We start from the raw sequence: 21,146 nt of genomic DNA, 5'->3' as shown, positions 1-21,146 counted from the left end.
AAAGTTTGAAAAGTAAATCCCATGCTCTATTTAGTCCACATGATTGTCAACATTCCTGCAACCCTTGCTCCTGAAGAGGCTGCTCGAATCAAGGCCGATGAAAAGGCTTATTCACAGGGGTTGCAACAAGCCGGCAAGTGGCCACACCTGTGGCGCGTTGTGGGTGAATATGCCAACTACAGCGTATTTGATGTGGCCAGCAACGATGAGTTGCACACCACTTTATCGAATCTACCGCTTTTCCCCTTCATGAAAATCACAGTCACCCCTCTCGCCAAGCACCCATCTTCCATCGTATGAGTTCAGTTTTAGGCCATGGATGGGTAACTTATTGCTTCTAACGGCTTGCTGCTGGTGCGGCCTAAGGCTTTGCTTTTAGTGACCAATAACTACTCGGGCAACACCTGGCAATTCCGTGCTGTTGCCAAGTCGATGGACCTGCAACCGCAGTGAGAGTGACCAAAAAAAGCATGAGTGAAAGTATGGATGAGTGATTCGCGTCCACTCCAAAGCAGTGCCAATCGATTCAGTTGCCACATTTGAATTCGAGCAATGACGGCTCGGCTTTCATCTTCACTTTAAGTTTGGTTTTTTGGAATTCCGTTACGCCAAATTGGTGCCCAGGCACCGGAGAGGCTGGAGCTATGGAGTTAAGTGCGGCTTAGGCAGTAAGGACCTGAGGTTGTGAACCTGATCACCGAATAGCAACGAAGACATTGCTGTCAGGCTGGGGCCACGCACCGAGCAGTTGCTTGCGAGACGGTACTGTCATCAAAGCCACTTCTGGACTCAGCATGCTTGACGAATCAGGCAGAGTTTTTAGAAAAATGAAATCGATCCAACTGGAGTTTAGCGAATGATCAATAAAATTTCCGAGTCTATAGAGGCCGCGCTGTCGAGCGTCAAAGACGGTGACACGGTGCTGATTGGAGGATTTGGTACGGCGGGTATTCCCAATGAGCTAATCGATGGACTGATTGCGCAGGGCTCTAAAGGTCTGGTCGTGGTCAACAACAACGCAGGCAATGCTGAGACGGGTTTGGCTGCGCTGCTCAAAGCTGGCCGCGTGCGCAAAATCATTTGTAGCTTTCCGCGACAGGCCGACAGTTGGGTGTTCGATGACCTATACCGCAGCGGAAAACTTGAACTCGAACTCGTGCCGCAGGGAAATCTTGCCGAACGTATCCGTGCAGCGGGAGCCGGTATTGGCGCATTCTTCTCGCCTACAGGCTTTGGTACTGAGCTGGCTAAGGGCAGAGAAACACGCGAAATAAACGGCAAGCGATATGTACTCGAAATGCCGATAAACGGCGATGTTGCGCTGATCAAAGCAGAGTGCGGCGACCGTTGGGGCAACCTGACTTATCGCAAGGCGGCGCGCAACTTTGGTCCTGTCATGGCCACTGCCGCTCGCATGACGGTGGCTACGGTGCATGAGATTGCTGACTTAGGCACTTTGGATCCTGAGAGCATCATTACTCCCGGTATTTATGTCAGCAAGATTGTCCGCATTGACCGCGTTGCAACGGCCGCTGGCGGCTTTAAAAAGGGAACCTGAACATGAACTACATCAAACGCACTAAAGTCGAAGTCGCGCAACGCGTGGCCCAGGATATTCATGACGGTGCTTATGTCAACCTCGGCATCGGTATGCCGACACTGGTAGCCAACCATTTGCCGCCTGGCATCGAAGTCATTTTGCACAGCGAAAATGGCATTTTGGGCATGGGTCCCGCGCCGACAGAGGATGACGAAGATTACGACTTGATTAACGCTGGCAAACAGCCCGTGACGTTGCTGCCGGGAGGCGCGTATTTTCATCATGCCGACAGTTTCGGCATGATGCGCGGCGGTCATCTCGACATCTGTGTATTGGGCGCTTTTCAAGTCAGCGCTACTGGTGATTTGGCAAATTGGCACACCGGCGAGTCCGACGCGATCCCAGCCGTGGGCGGCGCCATGGACTTGGCGATTGGCGCCAAGCAAACCTGGGTGATGATGGATTTGCTAACTAAAAAAGGTGACAGCAAAGTGGTTTCCCAGTGCAGCTACCCACTCACCGGCATTGCTTGTGTCAAGCGAATCTATTCAGAACTTGCCACACTCGAATGCACACCCGAAGGCCTGCGCCTGATCGACAAAGTGCAAGGTCTTGAACACGCAGAGCTTGAAAAAATGCTCGGTTTACCTATCGCAGTCTGATCTGCCTATTCACATTTCTAAAGAACCACGACATGAGCAACCAAGCCTTTATTTGCGACGCCATCCGAACCCCCTTTGGCCGTTACGGCGGTGCATTGAGCAGCGTGCGCACCGACGACCTGGGTGCGGTGCCTCTGCGTGCCCTCATGGCCCGCAACCCCAACGTGGACTGGGCTGCAGTGACCGACGTGCTGTATGGCTGCGCCAACCAGGCCGGTGAAGACAACCGCAACGTGGCCCACATGAGCAGCTTGCTGGCCGGATTGCCCATCGACGTGCCCGGTGCCACCATCAACCGTTTGTGCGGCTCAGGTTTGGATGCCATCGGCACCGCCGCCCGCGCCATCAAGGCCGGTGAAGCCGGTTTGATGATCGCCGGTGGTGTGGAAAGCATGAGCCGCGCCCCGTTTGTGATGCCCAAAGCAGAAACCGCCTTCAGCCGCCACAACGCGGTGTACGACACCACCATTGGCTGGCGCTTCATCAACAAGCTGATGAAAGCCCAGTACGGCGTGGACTCCATGCCCGAGACCGCCGAAAACGTGGCGACCGATTACAAGATCGAGCGCGAAGCGCAAGACCTGATGGCCTACAACAGCCAACTGCGTGCTGTGGCCGCCATCAAGGCCGGTCACCTGGCCCGCGAGATTGTGGGTGTCAGCATCCCTCATAAAAAGGGCGATGCGATCATCGTCGACACCGACGAGCACCCCCGCGAAACCAGCCTCGAAGCCTTGGCCAAGCTCAAAGGCGTGGTGCGCCCGGACGGCACGGTGACCGCAGGCAACGCCTCGGGTGTGAACGACGGCGCTTGCGCACTGTTGCTGGCCGACGAGGCCACTGCCGCCAAAAACGGCCTGACGCCCAAAGCCCGAATCGTGGGCATGGCGACTGCGGGCGTGGCACCGCGCACCATGGGCATGGGCCCTGCCCCTGCTACGCAAAAGGTGCTGGCATTGACGGGCCTGAGTCTTGAGCAACTTGATGTGATCGAACTCAACGAAGCTTTTGCAGCGCAAGGCCTTGCTGTATTGCGACAACTTGGCCTTGAAGATGGTGATGCCCGAGTAAATGCCTGGGGCGGCGCTATTGCCTTGGGTCATCCACTGGGTGCATCTGGTGCGCGCTTGGCCACTACTGCGGTCAATCGTCTGCACGCAACGGGTGGGCGTTATGCTCTGGCGACCATGTGTATTGGCGTCGGTCAGGGCATAGCGGTCATTTTGGAACGCGTCTGACAGAAAACTCAGTCTAGACAAAAAACTTTCTACCAACTACGACCAGTTAGCCGAACCGATGGCCACGGTGTGGTCGTTGAAGTCGTCATCCGAGGACGCTCCATCGCCGACTTCTCGCTCAAGCCAGCTTGGCCACCCACCCCGCCAGCTGCTCGCGCAGGATGCGCATGGCCGGTGCCTCCTGGCGCTTACTGAGCGTGACCAGGCCAAAACGGGCGGTGGCATTCAGGCTGGGGGTCACATCCAGGACCACCAGGTCTGGCGCCACACCCTTGGCCGTCAGCACAATGGCATCACTGCACCGGGCCAGTTCCACGATGCTCAAGGTCTCGTCACAACGCAAAGTCACCAGGCTGTCCGGGTTGGCGTCGGGGCCATAGCAACTCATGAGGATGCGGGCCACCTCGTTGCTCAAGGGGGTTGATGCGATGGGGTAATGCTGCAGGTCACGCAGGGTTGCGGCGCGATCCAGGCGCGTGAGCGGATGGTCTTTGCGCACCAGAAAGCCGGTGGCCAATTCAAAAGCCTGAGCCACCTGCAGCTGCGAGGACGGTCGCATGGCGCGGATGTCCACAATCGCACCGTCGAGCTGCTGGTCCTGCAGTTGCTTGAGCAGCACGTCGGTGTGGCCCCGAGAAATCTCCACCTTCAAGCGGGGGTGGTGCTCTGCCATGTACAGCATCAGCGGCGTGGAAAACAGGGCCCCCGGTGCCGAGCTCAGGCCCATGCGCATCACGCCGATCAAGCCCGCGTGCATGACTTTGCCAGTTTGTTTCAGCGCTTCGGCATCGCTGACCAGTTGACGTGCACGATACAACACCTCGCGCCCCAAAGCAGTCAGCTCAATCCGACGGCCGAGTCGGTCAAACAAGCGACCCCCCATTTCTTCTTCCAGACTCTGAATGCTGCGCGTGAGCGCCGGTTGCGTGAGGAAAAGCGCCTTGGAAGCTTGCACATAACTGCCCAAATCGGCCAGGCAGACCAAGTGCCTCAATTGCACGAGCGTCATGAAAACCCCCATTCGAAGTCATAGGTTGTTGACTATCAATGCATTGGACTTTAACTGATGAGTCACATAACATGCAGAAAAGTGCATATTTCTTTTGATGTGGCGCATCAAAAGTGCAAAAAGGAGATCTGATTTTGAACCACATTGACGACAACACCACCCAGACCTACGTGGCCCTGCGGCGGGACATCCATCAGCACCCCGAAATGGCCTTTGACGAGCACCGCACCAGCGCATTGGTGGCGCAAAAGCTTTCGTCTTTGGGCTACAACGTGAGCACCGGCATCGGTGGCACAGGCGTGGTCGGGCAACTGGTGCGTGGCACATCCGGACGGCGCATTGGCTTGCGTGCCGATATGGACGCCTTGCCGATTGTGGAAGCCACTGGCGTAGCTTGGAGCAGCTGCCAGCACGGTGTGATGCATGCCTGTGGTCACGATGGTCACACCGCCATGCTGCTGGCCGCAGCCGAGGTCTTGGCCAGTGACGGCGTATTTGACGGCACCTTGAACCTGATTTTCCAGCCCGCGGAAGAAGGTGGCGGTGGTGCCCTGAAGATGATGGAAGACGGTCTCTTTGAGCGCTTCCCGTGCGACGCGATCTTTGCCATGCACAACATGCCAGGCCACCCCCAGGGCCAGCTGGTGTTTCGCGAGGGTCCCACCATGGCCTCGTCCGACTACGCGACCGTGACACTGACCGGCGTGGGTGGTCACGGTGCATTGCCTCACAAGGCGGCCGACCCCATCGTGGCGGCCTCATCGATCGTGATGGCCTTGCAAACGCTCGTCTCGCGAAATGTGGACCCTCAAGAAGCGGCGGTGGTCACGGTGGGTGCGTTTCAGTCCGGCCAGGCCAACAACGTGATCCCGGCCAGCGCCCGCCTTGAGCTGAGCGTGCGCGCCCTCGACCCGCAAGTGCGCCGCGATCTGGAAAAACGCCTTCACACCATCATCCAGCTGCAGGCCGAAAGCTTTGGCGTGCAGGCCCACATCGACTGGCGACCCGGTTACGCGGTGCTGGTCAACGACCCTGCCCAGACCCGCCGTGCCTTGCAGGTGGCTCAAAAGCACTTTCCTGCTGAACAGATCACTGCGCAGGGCCCCAAACTGACCGGCAGCGAAGACTTCGCATTCATGCTCGAACGCGTGCCGGGCAGTTACCTGTTCATCGGCAATGGCAGCGACGGCGAGCCCGGTGCCTGCATGGTGCACAACCCCGCCTACGACTTCAACGACGACAACATCCGCGTCGGTGCGAACTACTGGATCGCACTCGTGCAGGAAATGCTTTCCCCCAACCCCACCCCCAACTGAAAAAGGAGACAAACCCATGAATGCTCGCATTCGCATCCATTCCCTGATCGCCGGGACTGCGCTGATGGTCACCGGCCTGAGCCAGACCGCCCAGGCCCAAACCACCACCTTGACCATGTCCAGCTGGGTGCCTCCAGCCCACTATGTGGTCAAGGACATCCTGCAGCCCTGGATGGCCGACGTAGAAAAAGCCACGGAAGGCCGTGTCAAGATCAACCTGCTGCCCAAGCCGGTGGGCGCGCCCGCCCAGCATTGGGAACTGGCACGCAAAGGTATCGCCGATATCACCTGGGGCAACTTCACCTACGAACCCGATCGCTTCAAGAGCGTCTGGTTCTCCGAGCTGCCCATGATGGGCAACAACGCCGAGGCCTCTTCGGTTGCCCTTTGGCGCACTTACAGCCAGTTCTTGGCCAGCAACGACGTCTTCAAGGGTGTGACACTGCTAGGCACCGGTATGTTCGGCGGTGGCCAGTTCCACCACCCCAGCAAAGTGATTGACACACCGGACGACCTCAAGGGCCAGAAAGTGCGCATGGGCGGCCCAATCCAGAAGCGACTGCTGGAAGACCTGGGTGCCATTCCGGTGGCCGGTCCTGGAACCAAGGCCTATGAACTGCTTGAAGGTGGCGTGATCGATGCATCGCTGCACGCTATGGAGTCGGTGGTCAATTTCCGTCTGGATGGCAAACTCAAAAACCACACCATCATCCCTGGCGGCCTCTACGATGCTTCCTTCTTCATCGCCATGAACGAAGGCAAGTTCAAGAGCCTGTCGGCTGCCGACCAGCAAGCCATTCAGAAGCTCTCTGGTGAAGCGCTCTCGCGCCGCTGGGGCCAGCAGTTTGACAAGCAAAACAAAGAAGCCGAAGCCAAACTGCGCGCCAATGGCCACAAGTTTGCCCAGCCCAGCCCTGCGCTGTTGGACAACATCCGCAAGGTGCGCACCGCCATGCTGGCCGAGCTGCACAAGGAAGGTGCCGCTTTTGGCGTGAAAGACCACAACGCCTTGGTTGGTTACTACGAACAGCAATACAAGGCCTTGGCCAAGTAAGCCCCCACCGCGGAGTACCAGCACATGAAACCTTTAAATCAAAGTATTCAGCGGCTCGTCACCGGCTTGCTGGTACTGCTGCTGTCGGCCATGGTGGCGCTGAGCTTCACAGATGTGGTCGGGCGGCGCCTCTTCAACACCCCGGTGTTTGGTGCCAACGACATCACCGAACACCTCATGGCTACCCTGATTTTTGCAGGACTGCCTTTGCTGACTGCCCAGCGCGGCCATCTGAGCATCGACCTGTTTGACCGCTGGCTGCTTCAGCCCCAATGGCGTCCCTGGCACAAGCTGGTGGACGTGCTCATTGCAGCCGTGCTCGGGTTGATCGCCTGGGAGTATTACCTGGCCATCGAAGAGGCGCGCACCATCAACGAAATCAGCCCTGCCTTGAGCATTCCGCGGGCCTGGATGTACACCTTCATTGCACTGACCACCGCACTGGCCGCTTTTCTGGCCTTGTTGGCCCCACCCCCACAAGCAGAACATCTCACCGAGGAGAATCCTTCATGACCATTGGCTTGATTTGTCTGGGGCTGGTGCTGTTGCTGGCCTTTTTAAGAGTGCCGCTGGGCATCGCGTTGTTGACCGTCTCGGTGGGCGGCATTGCCGCCATCAACAACCTAGACATCGCCCGCACCTTGCTGCCGATGACGCTGAGCGAAGCGGCGTTTTCCTATGAACTGGCGGTGGTTCCGCTGTTCATCCTGATGGGCAACGTGCTCTCGCGCACCGGCATTTCGGCTGACCTGTTCCGTGCAGCCAACGCCTTTCTGGGCGCGGTGCGCGGGGGTCTGGCACTGGCCACCATGGTCACCTGTGCTGGGTTCAGCGCCGTGTGTGGATCGAGTTTTGCCACGGCCGCCACCATGGCCAAAGTGGCTTACCCGAGCATGAACCAATACGGTTACTCCGACCGTCTGGCTTCTGCCACCATTGCCGCAGGCGGTACCTTGGGCATCTTGATTCCGCCCTCCATCATTCTGATGATCTACGGCATTCTGACGCAGCAAAACATTGGTGAACTCTTCATTGCCGGTGTGCTACCGGGTTTGCTGGGGCTGGCCATGTACATGGGCGTGATTTACCTGATCGCTGTGTTCAAGCCCGAGCACGCCCCGCGTGGCGAGCGTGTCAGCGCCCGCGAACGCTGGGAATCTTTGGCCGGTGTCTGGCCCTTTTTGGCGCTGTTCTTGTTGATCATCGGCGGCTTGTACGTGGGCTGGTTCACGGCCACAGAAGCTGGTGGTATCGGTGCTGGCGTGGCCTTGCTGATTGCCTTGGCGCAACGCCGACTGGGCTGGAGCCGCTTCATGGAGGTCATGAAAGAAACAGCCATGACTTCGGTCATGTTGTATGTGGTGCTGTTTGGCGCCATGATGTTCTCGCAGCTGATCAGCTTCTCCGGACTGGCCGATGAGCTGCTGTCGATGGTGGCTGATTCCGGTTTGTCGCGCACCGGTATTTTGCTGGCCATTTTGGCCGTGTTTCTGCTGCTGGGCTGCGTCATGGATTCGATGGCGATCATCCTGATTTTTGTGCCCTTGTTCACGCCAACTTTGGTGGCGCAAGGCTTTGACCTGGTCTGGTTTGGCATTGTGGTGGTGGTGCTCACCGAAATCGGCCTGATCACTCCCCCCGTGGGCATGAACGTCTTTGTGCTCAAGGCCAATCTGCCCAAAGTGCCCATTGGTGCCATCTTCCGCGGCCTGGTGCCCTTCATCGCCGTGGACGTGTTGCGTCTGGCGGTGATTGTGGCTTTCCCTTCCATTAGCCTTGTGCTGGTGCACTGGATGCGCTGAAGGCCCACCAGCAAGCCAGGCCCTTACCCAGGATGCATGAGGCCGCCCCTTAAGCCCTGGGTGGGTCGGCTGCTGCCAGTCGGCAGAATTTCTGCAAGGTCTGCTTCTAGCCTTTTGAGGTCATCCAAACATAAGACGTTATGTGGGTGATCACAAATCCTGCTCGCCTTCTCGTGTGTCGTCGTCCTCTGACGCAGGAATTTTTTGATCAATCTTTTCCATGTTGTCCAGCAGCTTCAGAAAGTAATGAAGGGTGTGGGCCATGTCACCCATCGAGAAATCCTGCAGAGCCTGCTCGTAATAGGCTTTGATCTTGGGTTGCGCCAGATCCATCCAGACATGACGACCCGACTCGGTCATCACCACCAAACGCGAGCGGCGGTCACGCCCGTCGGTGCTCATCTCGATGTGGCCATCGCGCGTCATCCGGGTGATCAGGCCTGACAAGTTTTGCCGGCTGACCATCAGATAGCGCGCCAGCTCCCCCACGCCCATGCCTTGCGCCGCCTCGGGCCGCGACAGCGCACCGAGCACTGCCCATTGCTGTGTGGTCAGGCCTTCATCCTGAACTGCGCGGCTGCCGGTTTTATGCAACATGTTGGCACACTGATACAGTTTGAAGAAAATTCGATTAGCAAGTTCCATGCGAGCGTCTTTGGTCTGTGGCATAGGGAAAACGATAGGTTATTGAACACGAAAAAGACTTGAAGAGGAACGTGGGAAAACCCTAGAATAAGTCAACATGTTGTCATATGTTCGATATTCAGAGTTTTCCAATCCATTTCAATTCACGGAGAAAGTCATGAAAGACCTCAAAGGCAAAACAGCGATTGTGACCGGTGGCGGTGGCGGTATTGGCGGGGCCACTTGCCGCCGTTTTGCCGAAGAAGGCGCTCAGGTTGCGGTGTTTGATATGAACCTGGAAGCCGCCCAGAAAGTCGCTGACGGCATCGTGGCCGCTGGTGGCAAGGCTCAGGCTTTTGCCTGCAACATCACCGACCGTACCCAGGTCGATGCGGCAGTCGCGGCTGCTGAGGCTCAGCTGGGCCCCATCGATATCTTGGTCAACAACGCGGGTTGGGACATCTTCAAGCCTTTCACCAAAACCGTGCCCGCCGAGTGGGACAAGTTGATCGCCATCAACCTCACAGGCGCTTTGCACATGCACCACGCTGTGTTGCCCGGCATGGCCGCACGCTGCACTGGCCGCATCGTCAACATCGCCTCAGACGCGGCCCGTGGCGGTTCGTCCGGCGAAGCCGTTTACGCCGCTTGCAAGGGCGGCCTGGTCGCTTTGTCCAAAACCCTGGCACGCGAGCACGCACGCCACAACATCACCGTCAACGTGGTCTGCCCCGGCCCAACCGATACCGCCTTGCTGGCCGGTTTTGCCGAAGGTGCTTCTAACCCCGAAAAACTCATGGACGCCTTCAAGAAGGCCATCCCGCTGGGCCGCCTGGGCCAGCCCGATGACCTCGCCGGTGCCATCGTCTTCCTGAGCAGCGCCGACGCGGCCTTCATCACCGGTCAGGTCCTGAGCGTCTCGGGCGGCCTGACCATGCACGGCTGATCCATCACCCCCATTCAACCGGAGAAACACATGCAATTCGAAGACATCCTGTACGAAAACCGCAACGGCGTGGCCTGGATCACGATCAATCGCCCCGACAAGATGAACGCCTTTCGCGGCACCACCTGCGACGAAATCATCAAGGCCCTGAACAAAGCCGGTTACGACCGCGACATCGGCTGCATCGTGCTGGCCGGCGCCGGTGACCGGGCGTTTTGCACCGGCGGCGACCAGTCGGCCCACGACGGCAACTACGACGGCCGCGGCACGATCGGTCTGCCCATGGAAGAGCTGCACACCGCGATCCGCGACGTGCCCAAACCCGTGATCGCCCGTGTGCAAGGCTTTGCGATCGGTGGCGGCAACGTGTTGTGCACCATCTGCGACTTGACCATCTGTTCTGACAAGGCCATCTTTGGCCAGGTCGGCCCCAAGATGGGTTCGGTCGACCCCGGTTACGGCACCGCCTTCCTAGCCCGTGTGGTCGGCGAGAAAAAAGCCCGCGAAATCTGGTACCTCAACAAGCGCTACTCCGGCCAGGAGGCCGTGGACATGGGCCTGGCCAACATTTGCGTGCCGCACGAGCAGCTCGACGCCACCGTGCAGGAGTGGGCCGAGACCATTTGTGAACGCAGCCCCACCGCCATTGCCATTGCCAAGCGCAGCTTCAACATGGACACCGCCCACCAGTCGGGCATTGCGGGCATGGGCATGTACGCGCTCAAGCTGTACTACGACACCGAAGAGTCGCGTGAAGGCGTGAAGGCTTTGCAAGAAAAGCGCAAGCCCGACTTCCGCAAGTACGCCAAGTAAACGCTCAGACAGAGGACGTCAGATGAACCCGAACCCCTACATCAACGAAGACCTGCAGGCATTGGCCGAAACCGTGCGCCGCTTTGCCGATGAGAAAATCAAACCCGGTTTTCTGGAGCGCGACAAAACGCGCGAGTTTGACCTCGCCTTGCTGCGCGAGATGGGCGATTTGGGCTTCATCTGCCCCGAAGTCCCCGAAGAATTTGGTGGCTTGGGCATGGGCTGTGTGGCCGCAGGCGTGATCCACGAGGAAATTGCACGCGCCGACCTGAGTTTTTCTTACCTGAACCTGTTGGCATCGCTGAACAGCCAGATCCTCTACAAGTACGGCAAGCCCGAAGTAGTGCGCCCTTGGCTCGACAAGATCCGTGAAGGCCGCGCCATCTGCGCCATCGCCCTGACCGAACCGCGCGGCGGCTCGGATGCAGCCAACCTGCGTTTGCGGGTCGAGCGCGACGGTGACTTTTACGTCATCAATGGCGAAAAAACTTCCATCTCGGCCGCAGACCAGGCCGACATCACGGTGGTTTTTGGCCGCACGGGCAAGCCCGAAGATGGCGCACACGGCGTGACCGCGCTGCTGGTGCCCATGGACACGCCGGGCCTGACCACCAGCCGCTTTGACTGCCATGGTCAGCGCTCGATCGGTCGGGGTTCCATCTTCTTCGAGAACGTGCGTGTGCCTGTGAGCCACCGGCTGGGCGACGAGAACAAGGGCTTTGTGCAGGTCATGCACGGCTTTGACTATTCGCGCTCGCTGATCGGCCTGCAATGCCTGGCTGTGGCGCGTGCGGCGCTCGACGAAGCTTGGGAATACATCACCCAGCGTCAGGCCTTTGGCCAGCCGCTGTCGGCTTTTCAGGGCGTGACCCATCCATTGGCCCAGTACGACACCGAAGTGGAAGGCGCACGCCTGGTCTGCCTGCAAGGCCTGTGGCTCAAGGACCAGGGTCTGCCCCACTCCGCCGAGGCCGGCATGGCCAAGTGGTGGGGCCCGAAGTTGGCCTACGACGTGATCCACCAGTGCCTGCTGTGCTTTGGCCATGGCGGCTACGACCGCGGCCTGATGGAGCAACGCCTGCGCGATGTGCTGGGCTTTCAGATTGGGGACGGGACCGCCCAGATCATGAAAACCATCATTGCACGCACCCGTGCAGGCCGCAAAAACGTGCCTGCCTGATTTACCCCAAAAACAAAAATATTTCACCTACCCACAAGGAGACAAACATGGAATTCGATGCCGTTTTATTGCCCGCCCGCCGCGAACGCATGATCGCCCAAGGCCTGTGGCACGACCGCACCATCAACGGTGAGCTCGACGCCTGCGTCGCGGCCTGCCCCGAAAAACTGGCGCTGACCGCCTACCGGGTCGAAGCCGATGATCTGCGCCGATTCACCTACCGTGAACTGGCGCAGATGGTCGACCGGGTGGCTGTGGGATTGGCCCGCTTGGGCGTGCAAAAGAACGACATCGTGGCCTGCCAGTTGCCCAACTGGTGGCAGTTCACAGTGACCTACCTGGCGTGCTCGCGCATCGGTGCTGTCATCAACCCATTGATGCACATCTTCCGTGAGCGTGAATTGAATTTCATGCTCAAACACGGCGAGGCCAAGGTCATCATCGCGCCGAAAGCCTTTAGGGGTTTTGACTTCGAGCAGATGATCACTGCCATCCAGCCCGGCCTGCCGCATCTGAAACACGTGGTGGCGATTGACGGCCAAGGCCCCAACAGCTTCGAAGCCCTGCTGAGTGGCCCCGCGTGGGAAAACGAGCCAGATGCCGCCGCTATTTTGAGTGCGCAACGCCCTGGTCCGGACGACATCACCCAGCTCATCTACACCTCGGGCACCACAGGCGAACCTAAAGGCGTGATGCATTCGGCCAACACCGTGATGGCCAACATCATTCCTTATGCACAGCGTTTGCAATTGGGCGCCGAAGACGTGGTGCTCATGGCCTCACCCATGGCGCACCAGACAGGTTTCATGTACGGCCTGATGATGCCCATCATGCTCCAGGCCAGCGCCGTGCTGCAGGACATCTGGGAGCCCAAGAAGGCGGTCGAGGTGATCAACGCCGAAAAAGCCAGCTTCACCATGGCTTCAACGCCGTTTCTGACCGACTTGACGCGCGTGGTGACGGAAAATAAAACACCGGTGCCCAGCCTCAAGACTTTCCTGTGTGCTGGCGCCCCGATACCTAGCCCACTGGTGGAGCAAGCTCGCGCTTCACTGGGCACCAAAATCGTGTCAGCCTGGGGCATGAGTGAAAACGGGGCCGTCACACTGATCCGGCTCGATGATCCCGATGAACGTGCCTTCAACACAGATGGCCTGCCCCTGCCCGGGGTTGAGCTCAAGGTGGTGGAAGCGGACGCCTCGGGTCCTGCACTGCCTGCAGGCACGCAAGGCAAGTTGTATCTGCGTGCCTGCTCCAACTTTGGCGGATACCTCAAGCGACAGCACCTCAACGGCACCGATGCCGAAGGCTGGTTTGACACAGGCGATCTGGCCCGTATCGACGAGCAAGGCTACGTACGCATCACCGGGCGCAGCAAGGACGTGATCATCCGAGGCGGCGAAAACATCCCGGTGGTCGAGATCGAGTCGCTGCTCTACAAGCACCCTGCAGTGGCCTTGGTCGCCATCGTAGCCTACCCCGACGAACGCCTGGGCGAACGGGCTTGCGCCGTGGTGGTGCCCAAGCCCGGTCAAACCTTCGACATGCCCACCATGGTCGCTTACCTAAAGGAACAAAAGGTCGCCATCCAGTACATCCCAGAGCGGCTGGAAGTTCGCCAGAGCATGCCGTCCACCCCATCCGGAAAGATCCAGAAATTCAAGCTGCGCGAGGATTTGCGCGACGGTGCAGCTTAAGACAAAGCGCTCAACTTTCAACCACCCCATCAGGAGACAAACCATGACATCCACACCACGTTTTCAACTGCGCCGCACCTTGACGGTCGCCGCCCTTTCCCTGCTCGGCCTGGGTGCCAGCGTCAGCAGCCATGCACAGGCCTGGCCCAGCAAGCCCATCCGCATCGTGGTCGGTTTTGCCCCCGGTGGCACGACCGATGCCATGGCGCGACTGGTCGCTCAAGGCTTGACCGAGAGCTTGGGCCAGTCTGTCGTCATTGACAACAAGCCCGGAGCCAGCGGCAACATTGCAGCCGCAGAGGTGGCTCGCGCAACCCCTGATGGTCACACCTTGTTCATCTCACCCACATCGGTAGAAACCGTCAACCCGCACCTCATCAAATCCAACTTGCTGCCCTCCCGCGACCTCACCCCGGTCAGTGGCATCGGTAAATCGCAAATGTATTTGGTGACCAAGCCACAAAGTACAGCCAAAGATGTGCGCGAACTGGTCGCACAGGCCAAGTCCGGAAAATTGGCCTACGCCTCAGCCGGTGCTGGCACGCCCCCCCACCTGGCTTGCGAACTGTTCAAACAGGCCACCGGCACCAACATCCTGCACGTGCCCTACAAAGGGGCCGCACCGGCACTGCAAGACGTTCTGGCAGGTCAAGCCGACATGGTGTGCGACCCGGGCATTGCTTTCCCGCACATCCGCACGGGCAAGGTCAAATTGCTGGCGGTGGTGAGTGAGAAGCGCTCACCCTTTTTCCCCGATGTGCCCACCGTGGCTGAGCAAGGTTTCAAAGGGGCCAATCTGGACATTTGGTTTGGCATGTGGACACCGAACGGCACCCCCGCCGAGGTCATCGCCCGTTTGAACCGTGAGGTCGCCAAGGCCTTGGCATCGCCCACACTGAAGGCCCGCTACGCCGATCTGGGCGGCGAGAACGTTGCGCTGGACACGGCCGAATTCAAGGCGCTGCTGGCCAACGAAGGCAAAGTCCTGGGCGCTTTGATCCGCGACCAGAAAATCACCGTCGAGTAAGCTGGAGCGCGCGATGTCCGAGTCCCCCATCCTGAGCACCCGGCACGGCCGTGTCGGTGTCATCACCCTGAACCGGCCCGCGCAGCTCAATGCGCTCAACGACGCCTTGATGGACGCACTGGGCCAGGCGCTGCTGGGTCTGGATGCGGACCCGGACATTGGCGCCATCGTCATCACCGGCAGTGACAAGGCGTTCGCCGCCGGTGCCGACATCGCCGTGATGGCCGACTGGTCCTACATGGATGTTTTTCAAAGTGGCTTCATCACCCGCAATTGGGAAACCATCCGCCAAGTGCGCAAGCCCGTCATTGCGGTCGTAGCCGGTTACGCCATGGGCGGCGGTTGCGAGCTGGCACTGGCTTGCGACATCGTGATCGCGGCCGAGTCGGCGCAGTTTGCCCTGCCCGAAATCAAGCTGGCCATGCTGCCCGGCGCCGGAGGGACCCAACGACTGCCGCGCGCCATTGGCAAAGCCAAAGCCATGGACATGTGCCTCTCGGCCCGCATGCTGAATGCCGATGAAGCCGACCGCTACGGCCTGGTCTCGCGCGTGGTGCCTGATGCCGAGCTGCAGGCCGTGACGCTGAAGCTGGCCACGCAGATTGCTGGCTACTCGCTGCCCGCCTTGATGGCCATCAAGGAGTCGGTCAACCGCGCCCACGAGGCCAGCCTGACAGAAGGCATTTTGTTCGAGCGCCGTGCGCTTCACGCCCGCTTCGCCAGCGCCGACGCCCATGAAGGCATGCACGCCTTCCTCGACAAACGAAAACCCGTTTTCCAGCACCGTTAACCCCACTTAGACCATGGCCCTCGACTCCGAATCCTTTGATCTCCTGCTGCCCACCTTGCAGCGCTTCATCCGCGAGCGCCTGATCCCAGCCGAAAACCACCTCGAAGAGCACGACGACGTGCCACTGGACATCGTTCAGGACATGAAAGACATGGGCCTGTTTGGTCTGACCGTGCCCGAGGAATTTGGCGGCATCGGTCTGTCGGTCAGCCAAGAGGTGCTGGTCAACTACGAACTCGGCCGCACTGCGCCCGCTTTCCGCTCCGTATTTGGCACCAACATCGGCATCGGCTCGCAAGGCATCTTGATGGACGGCACGCCCGAGCAAAAAGCCGCCTACCTGCCCCGCGTGGCCAGCGGCGAGCTGATCATGTCCTTCGCCCTGACCGAGCCCGATGTCGGCACCGACGCCGCCTCGCTCAAAACCCGTGCCGAACTTGACGGTGACCACTATGTACTCAACGGCACCAAGCGCTACATCACCAACGCGCCGCGTGCCGGTGCCTTCACCCTGATGGCTCGCACTGGCGGCCCGGGGGCCAGTGGCGTGTCAGCCTTCATCGTGCCGGCCGACCTGCCAGGTATCAAGCTGGGCAAGCCCGACAAGAAAATGGGCCAACGCGGCACCAAGACCTGCGACGTGATTCTGGAGAACGTGCGTGTGCCCGCCGCCAACATCATCGGCGGTGTGCCCGGCCAAGGCTTCAAGACCGCCATGAAAGTGCTGGACCGTGGACGTCTGAACATCTCGGCCGTCTCCTGCGGCCTGGCCTCGCGCATCCTGGACGAAGCCCGCACCTACGCCCGCGACCGCAAACAGTTTGGCAAACCGATTGGCGAGTTCCAACTGATCCAGGCCATGTTGGCCGACAGCCAAGCCGAGCTGCTGGCGGGTTGGTCGCTGGTCAAGGACGTGGCCGCACGCTTTGACCTCAAGCCGCCGCATGTGTCCGACCCCGAAATTTCGATGCAGGTGTCATGCGCCAAGCTGTTCTCCACCGAGATGGTGGGCCGCGTGGCCGACCGCGGCGTGCAGATCCACGGTGGCGCGGGCTACATCAACGAATACCCAGTCGAGCGCTTTTACCGCGACGCCCGCCTGCTGCGCCTGTACGAAGGCACCACGCAGGTGCAGCAAATCATCATCGGCCGCGAACTGTTGCGCGCGGCCTGACACCAGACCTTTAACCCTGAGAATTCCTATGGCCAACCCTCAAAACACATTCAACTGGGAAGACCCCTTCAACCTCAGCGCCCAGCTCACCGACGACGAGCGCCAGGTGCAAGACGCCGCCCGCGCCTATTGCCAAGAAAAGCTGCTGCCCCGCGTGAAAGACGCGTTCCTGAATGAAACCACTGATGTGTCCATCTTCCGCGAGATGGGCGAGCTGGGCCTCTTGGGCCCCACCATCCCCGAGCAGTACGGCGGCGCGGGCCTCAACTATGTGTGCTACGGCCTGGTCGCTCGCGAAGTCGAGCGCGTGGACTCGGGCTACCGCTCCATGATGAGCGTGCAGTCATCCTTGGTGATGTTGCCCATCAACGACTTTGGCTCTGAAGCCCAAAAACAAAAATACCTGCCCAAGCTGGCGCGTGGCGAGTGGATCGGCTGCTTTGGCCTGACCGAACCCAACCACGGCTCCGACCCGGGCAGCATGATCACCCGTGCCAAAAAGGTGGACGGCGGCTACAGCATCAGCGGCGCCAAGATGTGGATCACCAACAGCCCGATCGCTGACGTGTTTGTGGTCTGGGCCAAAGACGACGGCGGCCAGATCCGTGGCTTCATTTTGGAAAAAGGCTGGAAAGGCCTGAGCGCCCCCGCTGTGCACGGCAAGGTTGGCCTGCGTGCTTCGATCACCGGCGAGATCGTCATGGACGAAGTCTTCTGCCCTGAAGAAAACGCCTTCCCTGAAGTGCGCGGCTTGAAAGGCCCCTTCACTTGCCTGAACAGCGCCCGCTACGGCATCGCTTGGGGCGCCTTGGGTGCCGCCGAAGACTGCTACGCTCGTGCCCGCCAGTACGTGATGGACCGCCAGCAGTTTGGCCGCCCCTTGGCCGCCAACCAACTGATCCAAAAGAAACTGGCCGACATGCTGACCGAAATCAGCCTGGGCCTGCAAGGCTGCCTGCGCCTGGGCCGCATGAAGGACGAAGGCACCGCGTCGGTGGACCTGACCTCCATCCTCAAGCGCAACAGCTGCGGCAAAGCCCTGGACATCGCCCGCATGGCACGCGACATGATGGGCGGCAACGGCATCAGCGCCGAATACGGCGTGGCCCGCCACTTGGTGAACCTGGAAGTGGTCAACACCTACGAAGGCACACACGACGTGCACGCTTTGATTTTGGGCCGTGCCATCACGGGTATCGCGGCATTCGCTAACTGATTCACAAGGAGTCAAGCCATGAAAATTCTCGTTCCCGTCAAGCGGGTGGTGGACTACAACGTCAAGGTTCGTGTCAAGTCCGATGGTTCGGGCGTGGACATTGCCAACGTGAAGATGAGCATGAACCCCTTTGACGAGATCGCCGTCGAAGAAGCCGTGCGTCTGAAAGAAAAAGGCCTGGCCACCGAAGTCATCGCGGTGTCTTGCGGCGTGACCCAGTGCCAGGAAACCCTGCGCACCGCCATGGCCATTGGTGCCGATCGTGGCATTCTGGTGGAGACCCCCGCTGACTTGGACCTGCAGCCATTGGCTGTGGCCAAGCTGCTCAAGGCTTTGGTGGACAAAGAGCAACCCGGTCTGATCATTCTGGGCAAACAAGCCATTGACGACGATTGCAACCAGACGGGCCAGATGCTGGCCGCTTTGGCCGATCTGCCCCAGGCCACTTTTGCCTCCAAGGTCGACATCGTGGATGGCAAAGCACAAGTGACCCGAGAGATCGATGGCGGCCTGGAAGTGCTGAGCATCAGCCTGCCAGCGGTGGTGACCACCGACCTGCGCCTGAACGAACCACGCTACGTGACCTTGCCCAACATCATGAAGGCCAAGAAAAAGCAGCTTGACACCTTCAAGCCTGAAGACCTAGGCGTGGATGTGGCCCCCCGCATCAAGACCCTGAAAGTGGCAGAGCCTGCCAAGCGCAGCGCTGGCATCAAGGTGCCCGATGTGGCCACGCTGGTGGACAAGCTCAAGAACGTGGCCAAGGTCATCTGACCATCCAAGGAAATCTCATGACTTCTCTCGTTATTGCCGAACACGACAACGCCTCCATCAAGGGCGCAACTCTTAATACGATCACGGCCGCTGCCGCTTGTGGTGGTGATGTGCATCTGCTGGTGGCGGGCCACAATGCCGCTGCTGCTGCGCAAGCTGCTGCCCAAATCGTGGGTGTATCCAAAGTGATCCACGCTGACAGCCAAGCCTTGGCCCATGGCCTGGCCGAGAATGTCGCAGCCCAGGTGCTGGCGATTGCTGGCAACTACAGCCACATCCTGTTCCCAGCAACCGCTGCAGGCAAGAACGTGGCCCCCCGCGTGGCCGCCAAGCTCGATGTGGCGCAAATCAGCGATGTGACGAAAGTCATCTCGGCCGACACCTTCGAGCGCCCCATCTACGCGGGCAACGCCATGGCCACCGTGCAAAGCACCGACGGCACCAAAGTCATCACCGTGCGCACCACCGGCTTTGACGCCGCAGTCGCCACGGGGGGCAGTGCCGCGGTGGAAAGCGCCGCAGCCCAAGCCGACAGCGGTAAGAGCAGCTTCACGCGCAGCGAGATTGCCAAGAATGACCGCCCAGAACTGACCGCAGCCAAGATCATTGTGTCCGGTGGCCGCGCTTTGGGCAGCTCGGAAAAGTTCAACGAAGTGATGACGCCCTTGGCCGACAAACTGGGCGCCGCCATCGGTGCCAGCCGCGCAGCGGTGGACGCTGGTTACGCTGCCAACGACCTGCAAGTGGGTCAGACCGGCAAGATCGTGGCGCCTCAGTTGTATGTTGCTTGCGGCATTTCGGGTGCGATCCAGCACTTGGCGGGCATGAAGGATTCCAAGGTGATCGTGGCGATCAACAAAGACCCCGAAGCGCCGATCTTCAGCGTGGCCGACTTTGGCCTCGAAGCCGATTTGTTTGCGGCTGTGCCTGAACTCGTACAGCAGGTCTAAATCACTGCGAAAGCGGTCATTGGTTATCTAACGACAAACTTCTACTGTGTGTCGGCAGTAGGCGTTCGCACCAACAAGAGCGGCCCTTCATCGCTTTGCTGCGATCATGAACTTTGACCATGTCAGTTTTTCCTGAAACCGGTCAGCGGTGATGCAGGGTGTCGTGTGTTCGACTGACTGCAATCGCTGCAAGTGGGTCATTCAACCCAAAGCCAAAGTAGGTGGATACAAAGTACAAGGCTCAATGCGCCACGCCTACAAGGTTGAATGATCGAGCTTCAGCAGTGGCTCGGGCGTTTTGTGAGAGCCGAACGCCCGGGCATAGGCGCAGCTGAACTCTGCACCCACCAACACGATCTGGGCTGAAAAGTAGACCCACAACAGCACCACCACGAGCGAGCCGGCCGCGCCGAAACCCGACGCCACACCGCTGCGGCCGATGTAGGCGCCCATCAGGAACTTGCCGCCCGTGAACAGCAAGGCCGCGATCAAAGCGCCGAGCCAGACATCGGAGACCCGCACACGCTGGCGAGGCATGACCTTGTAGATCAGGCCGAACATGGTGGCCACGAGCAGGAAGCCACCGATCGCATTGCCCGCCTGCACAACACCCTGCCAGCCGCCGAAGAAGGGGTCGAGGCTTCGGCCCATGGCCGCGAACATGGCACTGGTGACCAGCGACACGATGAGCAAAAACCCCAAGGCGAGGATCATGCCGAATGCCATCAAACGGGCCTGAACGAGCGTGAGCCAGCCGCTCTTGCGCAAGCGTTCCGGCACACCCCAGATGCGGTCGAGCGCATCTTGCAGTTCGGCAAACACCGTGGTGGCACCGACGAACAGCAACACCAAGCCCACAGCGGTCGCCGTCAGGCCCTCGGTGGGTTCGCGCACGCTGCTCAACAGGCCCTGAACGGCATCCGCACCGACATCACCCATGAGGTCCTTCAGCTGCGCCTGGATCTCACCGCGAGCGGCGTCCTCACCGAACACCAGACCGGCCACCGACACCACGATCAGCAGCAGCGGTGCCAACGAAAACAGGGTGTAGTAGGCCAATGCAGCCCCCATGCTCGGCACATAGTCGTTAAGCCAGGCGTTGGCAACCTGTTTGAACAATCCCCACCACGCCTTGATTGGGATGTTCGTTTGGGACATTCACACTCCAATGAGCAAAGGGTGAGTCAAGTTAGCGCCCAAACTGCCCGCGGTCTGTTCGCTGTCCAACCCACGGGTTCGCGCGGGTGGTGGCACCGCCTGCACGCTGGATGTCATGGCTCTGGCGGATCGCGTAACCGGTTTGAGGAAGATGTGAAGATGTGGGGTCATCTTGG

General features: G+C 59.7%; 21 protein-coding genes. 18 read left to right on the top strand and 3 right to left on the bottom strand.

Going from position 1 to position 21,146, the window contains the following annotated elements:
* Positions 1 to 21 precede the first annotated feature (21 nt).
* The 4 genes from catC to pcaF all read left to right on the top strand — a co-directional run bounded on the left by catC (position 22) and on the right by pcaF (position 3,440).
* Positions 22 to 300: a muconolactone Delta-isomerase gene (gene catC, locus AMM41_RS16390; RefSeq protein WP_089961453.1), complete on the top strand. Its 279-nt coding sequence runs from the start codon at positions 22 to 24 to the stop codon at positions 298 to 300.
* 556 nt (positions 301 to 856) lie between these two features.
* A complete protein-coding gene (locus tag AMM41_RS16385; RefSeq protein ID WP_089961450.1) occupies positions 857 to 1,558 on the top strand; it encodes a 3-oxoacid CoA-transferase subunit A in 702 nt (233 codons plus the stop codon).
* 2 nt (positions 1,559 to 1,560) lie between these two features.
* Positions 1,561 to 2,202, top strand: coding sequence for a 3-oxoacid CoA-transferase subunit B (locus AMM41_RS16380; RefSeq protein WP_089961447.1), 642 nt, complete (start codon positions 1,561 to 1,563; stop codon positions 2,200 to 2,202).
* A gap of 32 nt (positions 2,203 to 2,234) precedes the next feature.
* A complete protein-coding gene (pcaF, locus tag AMM41_RS16375; RefSeq protein WP_089961444.1) occupies positions 2,235 to 3,440 on the top strand; it encodes a 3-oxoadipyl-CoA thiolase in 1,206 nt (401 codons plus the stop codon).
* 118 nt (positions 3,441 to 3,558) lie between these two features.
* Here the strand turns inward: pcaF and AMM41_RS16370 are convergent, their stop codons facing one another.
* Complete coding sequence (locus AMM41_RS16370) at positions 3,559 to 4,449, bottom strand: LysR family transcriptional regulator (protein ID WP_089961523.1); 891 nt, start codon at positions 4,447 to 4,449, stop codon at positions 3,559 to 3,561.
* Positions 4,450 to 4,583: 134 nt separating this feature from the next.
* Here AMM41_RS16370 and AMM41_RS16365 point away from each other — a divergent pair, with 134 nt between their 5' ends.
* The 4 genes from AMM41_RS16365 to AMM41_RS16350 are packed head-to-tail and all read left to right on the top strand — an operon-like array spanning position 4,584 to position 8,621.
* Complete coding sequence (locus AMM41_RS16365; protein WP_228769321.1) at positions 4,584 to 5,765, top strand: M20 aminoacylase family protein; 1,182 nt, start codon at positions 4,584 to 4,586, stop codon at positions 5,763 to 5,765.
* Positions 5,766 to 5,781: 16 nt separating this feature from the next.
* Positions 5,782 to 6,819 (top strand): TRAP transporter substrate-binding protein, encoded by a 1,038-nt coding sequence (locus tag AMM41_RS16360; RefSeq protein ID WP_089961441.1) that lies wholly within the window; start codon positions 5,782 to 5,784, stop codon positions 6,817 to 6,819.
* Positions 6,820 to 6,843: 24 nt separating this feature from the next.
* The gene (locus tag AMM41_RS16355) at positions 6,844 to 7,332 is read left to right on the top strand and encodes a TRAP transporter small permease (RefSeq protein ID WP_089961438.1); all 489 of its coding nucleotides are present in this window, start codon (positions 6,844 to 6,846) and stop codon (positions 7,330 to 7,332) included.
* Entirely contained in the window at positions 7,329 to 8,621 is a 1,293-nt protein-coding gene (locus AMM41_RS16350; RefSeq protein WP_089961435.1) for a TRAP transporter large permease, read from the top strand. Before AMM41_RS16355 ends, AMM41_RS16350 begins: the two co-directional genes overlap by 4 nt.
* A gap of 150 nt (positions 8,622 to 8,771) precedes the next feature.
* Here AMM41_RS16350 and AMM41_RS16345 read toward each other — a convergent pair whose 3' ends face one another.
* Complete coding sequence (locus AMM41_RS16345; protein ID WP_089961431.1) at positions 8,772 to 9,290, bottom strand: MarR family winged helix-turn-helix transcriptional regulator; 519 nt, start codon at positions 9,288 to 9,290, stop codon at positions 8,772 to 8,774.
* Positions 9,291 to 9,423: 133 nt separating this feature from the next.
* Here AMM41_RS16345 and badH point away from each other — a divergent pair, with 133 nt between their 5' ends.
* Genes badH through AMM41_RS16295 form a run of 10 tightly spaced genes read left to right on the top strand, consistent with a single transcriptional unit; the run spans position 9,424 to position 19,812 of the window.
* Positions 9,424 to 10,191 carry a 2-hydroxycyclohexanecarboxyl-CoA dehydrogenase gene (badH, locus tag AMM41_RS16340; protein WP_089961428.1) on the top strand — a complete coding sequence of 256 codons (768 nt, stop codon included), beginning with the start codon at positions 9,424 to 9,426 and terminating at the stop codon, positions 10,189 to 10,191.
* A gap of 30 nt (positions 10,192 to 10,221) precedes the next feature.
* Positions 10,222 to 11,004, top strand: a complete 783-nt coding sequence (gene badI / locus AMM41_RS16335) for a 2-ketocyclohexanecarboxyl-CoA hydrolase (RefSeq protein ID WP_089961426.1) — start codon at positions 10,222 to 10,224, stop codon at positions 11,002 to 11,004.
* A gap of 22 nt (positions 11,005 to 11,026) precedes the next feature.
* Entirely contained in the window at positions 11,027 to 12,184 is a 1,158-nt protein-coding gene (gene aliB / locus AMM41_RS16330) for a cyclohexanecarboxyl-CoA dehydrogenase (protein WP_089961422.1), read from the top strand.
* Positions 12,185 to 12,231: 47 nt separating this feature from the next.
* Complete coding sequence (aliA, locus tag AMM41_RS16325; RefSeq protein ID WP_089961418.1) at positions 12,232 to 13,881, top strand: cyclohexanecarboxylate-CoA ligase; 1,650 nt, start codon at positions 12,232 to 12,234, stop codon at positions 13,879 to 13,881.
* 43 nt (positions 13,882 to 13,924) lie between these two features.
* Positions 13,925 to 14,908: a Bug family tripartite tricarboxylate transporter substrate binding protein gene (locus AMM41_RS16320; RefSeq protein WP_089961415.1), complete on the top strand. Its 984-nt coding sequence runs from the start codon at positions 13,925 to 13,927 to the stop codon at positions 14,906 to 14,908.
* Positions 14,909 to 14,921: 13 nt separating this feature from the next.
* Positions 14,922 to 15,698 (top strand): enoyl-CoA hydratase, encoded by a 777-nt coding sequence (locus AMM41_RS16315; RefSeq protein ID WP_089961412.1) that lies wholly within the window; start codon positions 14,922 to 14,924, stop codon positions 15,696 to 15,698.
* A gap of 13 nt (positions 15,699 to 15,711) precedes the next feature.
* Complete coding sequence (locus AMM41_RS16310; RefSeq protein ID WP_089961410.1) at positions 15,712 to 16,872, top strand: acyl-CoA dehydrogenase family protein; 1,161 nt, start codon at positions 15,712 to 15,714, stop codon at positions 16,870 to 16,872.
* A gap of 28 nt (positions 16,873 to 16,900) precedes the next feature.
* Positions 16,901 to 18,088, top strand: a complete 1,188-nt coding sequence (locus AMM41_RS16305; protein ID WP_089961407.1) for an acyl-CoA dehydrogenase — start codon at positions 16,901 to 16,903, stop codon at positions 18,086 to 18,088.
* An 18-nt stretch (positions 18,089 to 18,106) separates the two neighbouring features.
* Positions 18,107 to 18,862: an electron transfer flavoprotein subunit beta/FixA family protein gene (locus AMM41_RS16300; RefSeq protein WP_089961405.1), complete on the top strand. Its 756-nt coding sequence runs from the start codon at positions 18,107 to 18,109 to the stop codon at positions 18,860 to 18,862.
* 17 nt (positions 18,863 to 18,879) lie between these two features.
* A complete protein-coding gene (locus AMM41_RS16295; protein WP_089961402.1) occupies positions 18,880 to 19,812 on the top strand; it encodes an electron transfer flavoprotein subunit alpha/FixB family protein in 933 nt (310 codons plus the stop codon).
* 255 nt (positions 19,813 to 20,067) lie between these two features.
* On the opposite strand, the gene AMM41_RS16290 is transcribed toward AMM41_RS16295, so the two are convergent.
* The gene (locus AMM41_RS16290) at positions 20,068 to 20,970 is read right to left on the bottom strand and encodes a YihY/virulence factor BrkB family protein (protein WP_089961399.1); all 903 of its coding nucleotides are present in this window, start codon (positions 20,968 to 20,970) and stop codon (positions 20,068 to 20,070) included.
* Between the last annotated feature and the right edge of the window lie 176 nt (positions 20,971 to 21,146).

The sequence above is a fragment of the Limnohabitans sp. 2KL-3 genome (genome assembly GCF_001269405.1).
Taxonomy (GTDB): domain Bacteria; phylum Pseudomonadota; class Gammaproteobacteria; order Burkholderiales; family Burkholderiaceae_C; genus Limnohabitans_A.
Note: the sequence above shows the minus strand (reverse complement) of the source record. Positions and strands in the feature narration are given on the sequence as shown.

Excerpts from the sequence above, each read along its gene's own strand:
- AMM41_RS16360 (WP_089961441.1), top strand. The coding sequence starts at position 5,782 with ATGAATGCTCGCATTCGCATCCATTCCCTGATCGCCGGGACTGCGCTG.
- AMM41_RS16345 (WP_089961431.1), bottom strand. The coding sequence starts at position 9,290 with ATGCCACAGACCAAAGACGCTCGCATGGAACTTGCTAATCGAATTTTC.
- badI (WP_089961426.1), top strand. The coding sequence starts at position 10,222 with ATGCAATTCGAAGACATCCTGTACGAAAACCGCAACGGCGTGGCCTGG.
- badH (WP_089961428.1), top strand. The coding sequence starts at position 9,424 with ATGAAAGACCTCAAAGGCAAAACAGCGATTGTGACCGGTGGCGGTGGC.
- pcaF (WP_089961444.1), top strand. The coding sequence starts at position 2,235 with ATGAGCAACCAAGCCTTTATTTGCGACGCCATCCGAACCCCCTTTGGC.
- AMM41_RS16355 (WP_089961438.1), top strand. The coding sequence starts at position 6,844 with ATGAAACCTTTAAATCAAAGTATTCAGCGGCTCGTCACCGGCTTGCTG.
- AMM41_RS16310 (WP_089961410.1), top strand. The coding sequence starts at position 15,712 with ATGGCCCTCGACTCCGAATCCTTTGATCTCCTGCTGCCCACCTTGCAG.
- AMM41_RS16295 (WP_089961402.1), top strand. The coding sequence starts at position 18,880 with ATGACTTCTCTCGTTATTGCCGAACACGACAACGCCTCCATCAAGGGC.
- AMM41_RS16320 (WP_089961415.1), top strand. The coding sequence starts at position 13,925 with ATGACATCCACACCACGTTTTCAACTGCGCCGCACCTTGACGGTCGCC.
- AMM41_RS16315 (WP_089961412.1), top strand. The coding sequence starts at position 14,922 with ATGTCCGAGTCCCCCATCCTGAGCACCCGGCACGGCCGTGTCGGTGTC.
- AMM41_RS16370 (WP_089961523.1), bottom strand. The coding sequence starts at position 4,449 with ATGACGCTCGTGCAATTGAGGCACTTGGTCTGCCTGGCCGATTTGGGC.
- AMM41_RS16300 (WP_089961405.1), top strand. The coding sequence starts at position 18,107 with ATGAAAATTCTCGTTCCCGTCAAGCGGGTGGTGGACTACAACGTCAAG.
- aliB (WP_089961422.1), top strand. The coding sequence starts at position 11,027 with ATGAACCCGAACCCCTACATCAACGAAGACCTGCAGGCATTGGCCGAA.
- AMM41_RS16380 (WP_089961447.1), top strand. The coding sequence starts at position 1,561 with ATGAACTACATCAAACGCACTAAAGTCGAAGTCGCGCAACGCGTGGCC.
- AMM41_RS16290 (WP_089961399.1), bottom strand. The coding sequence starts at position 20,970 with ATGTCCCAAACGAACATCCCAATCAAGGCGTGGTGGGGATTGTTCAAA.
- catC (WP_089961453.1), top strand. The coding sequence starts at position 22 with ATGCTCTATTTAGTCCACATGATTGTCAACATTCCTGCAACCCTTGCT.
- AMM41_RS16385 (WP_089961450.1), top strand. The coding sequence starts at position 857 with ATGATCAATAAAATTTCCGAGTCTATAGAGGCCGCGCTGTCGAGCGTC.
- AMM41_RS16305 (WP_089961407.1), top strand. The coding sequence starts at position 16,901 with ATGGCCAACCCTCAAAACACATTCAACTGGGAAGACCCCTTCAACCTC.
- AMM41_RS16350 (WP_089961435.1), top strand. The coding sequence starts at position 7,329 with ATGACCATTGGCTTGATTTGTCTGGGGCTGGTGCTGTTGCTGGCCTTT.
- aliA (WP_089961418.1), top strand. The coding sequence starts at position 12,232 with ATGGAATTCGATGCCGTTTTATTGCCCGCCCGCCGCGAACGCATGATC.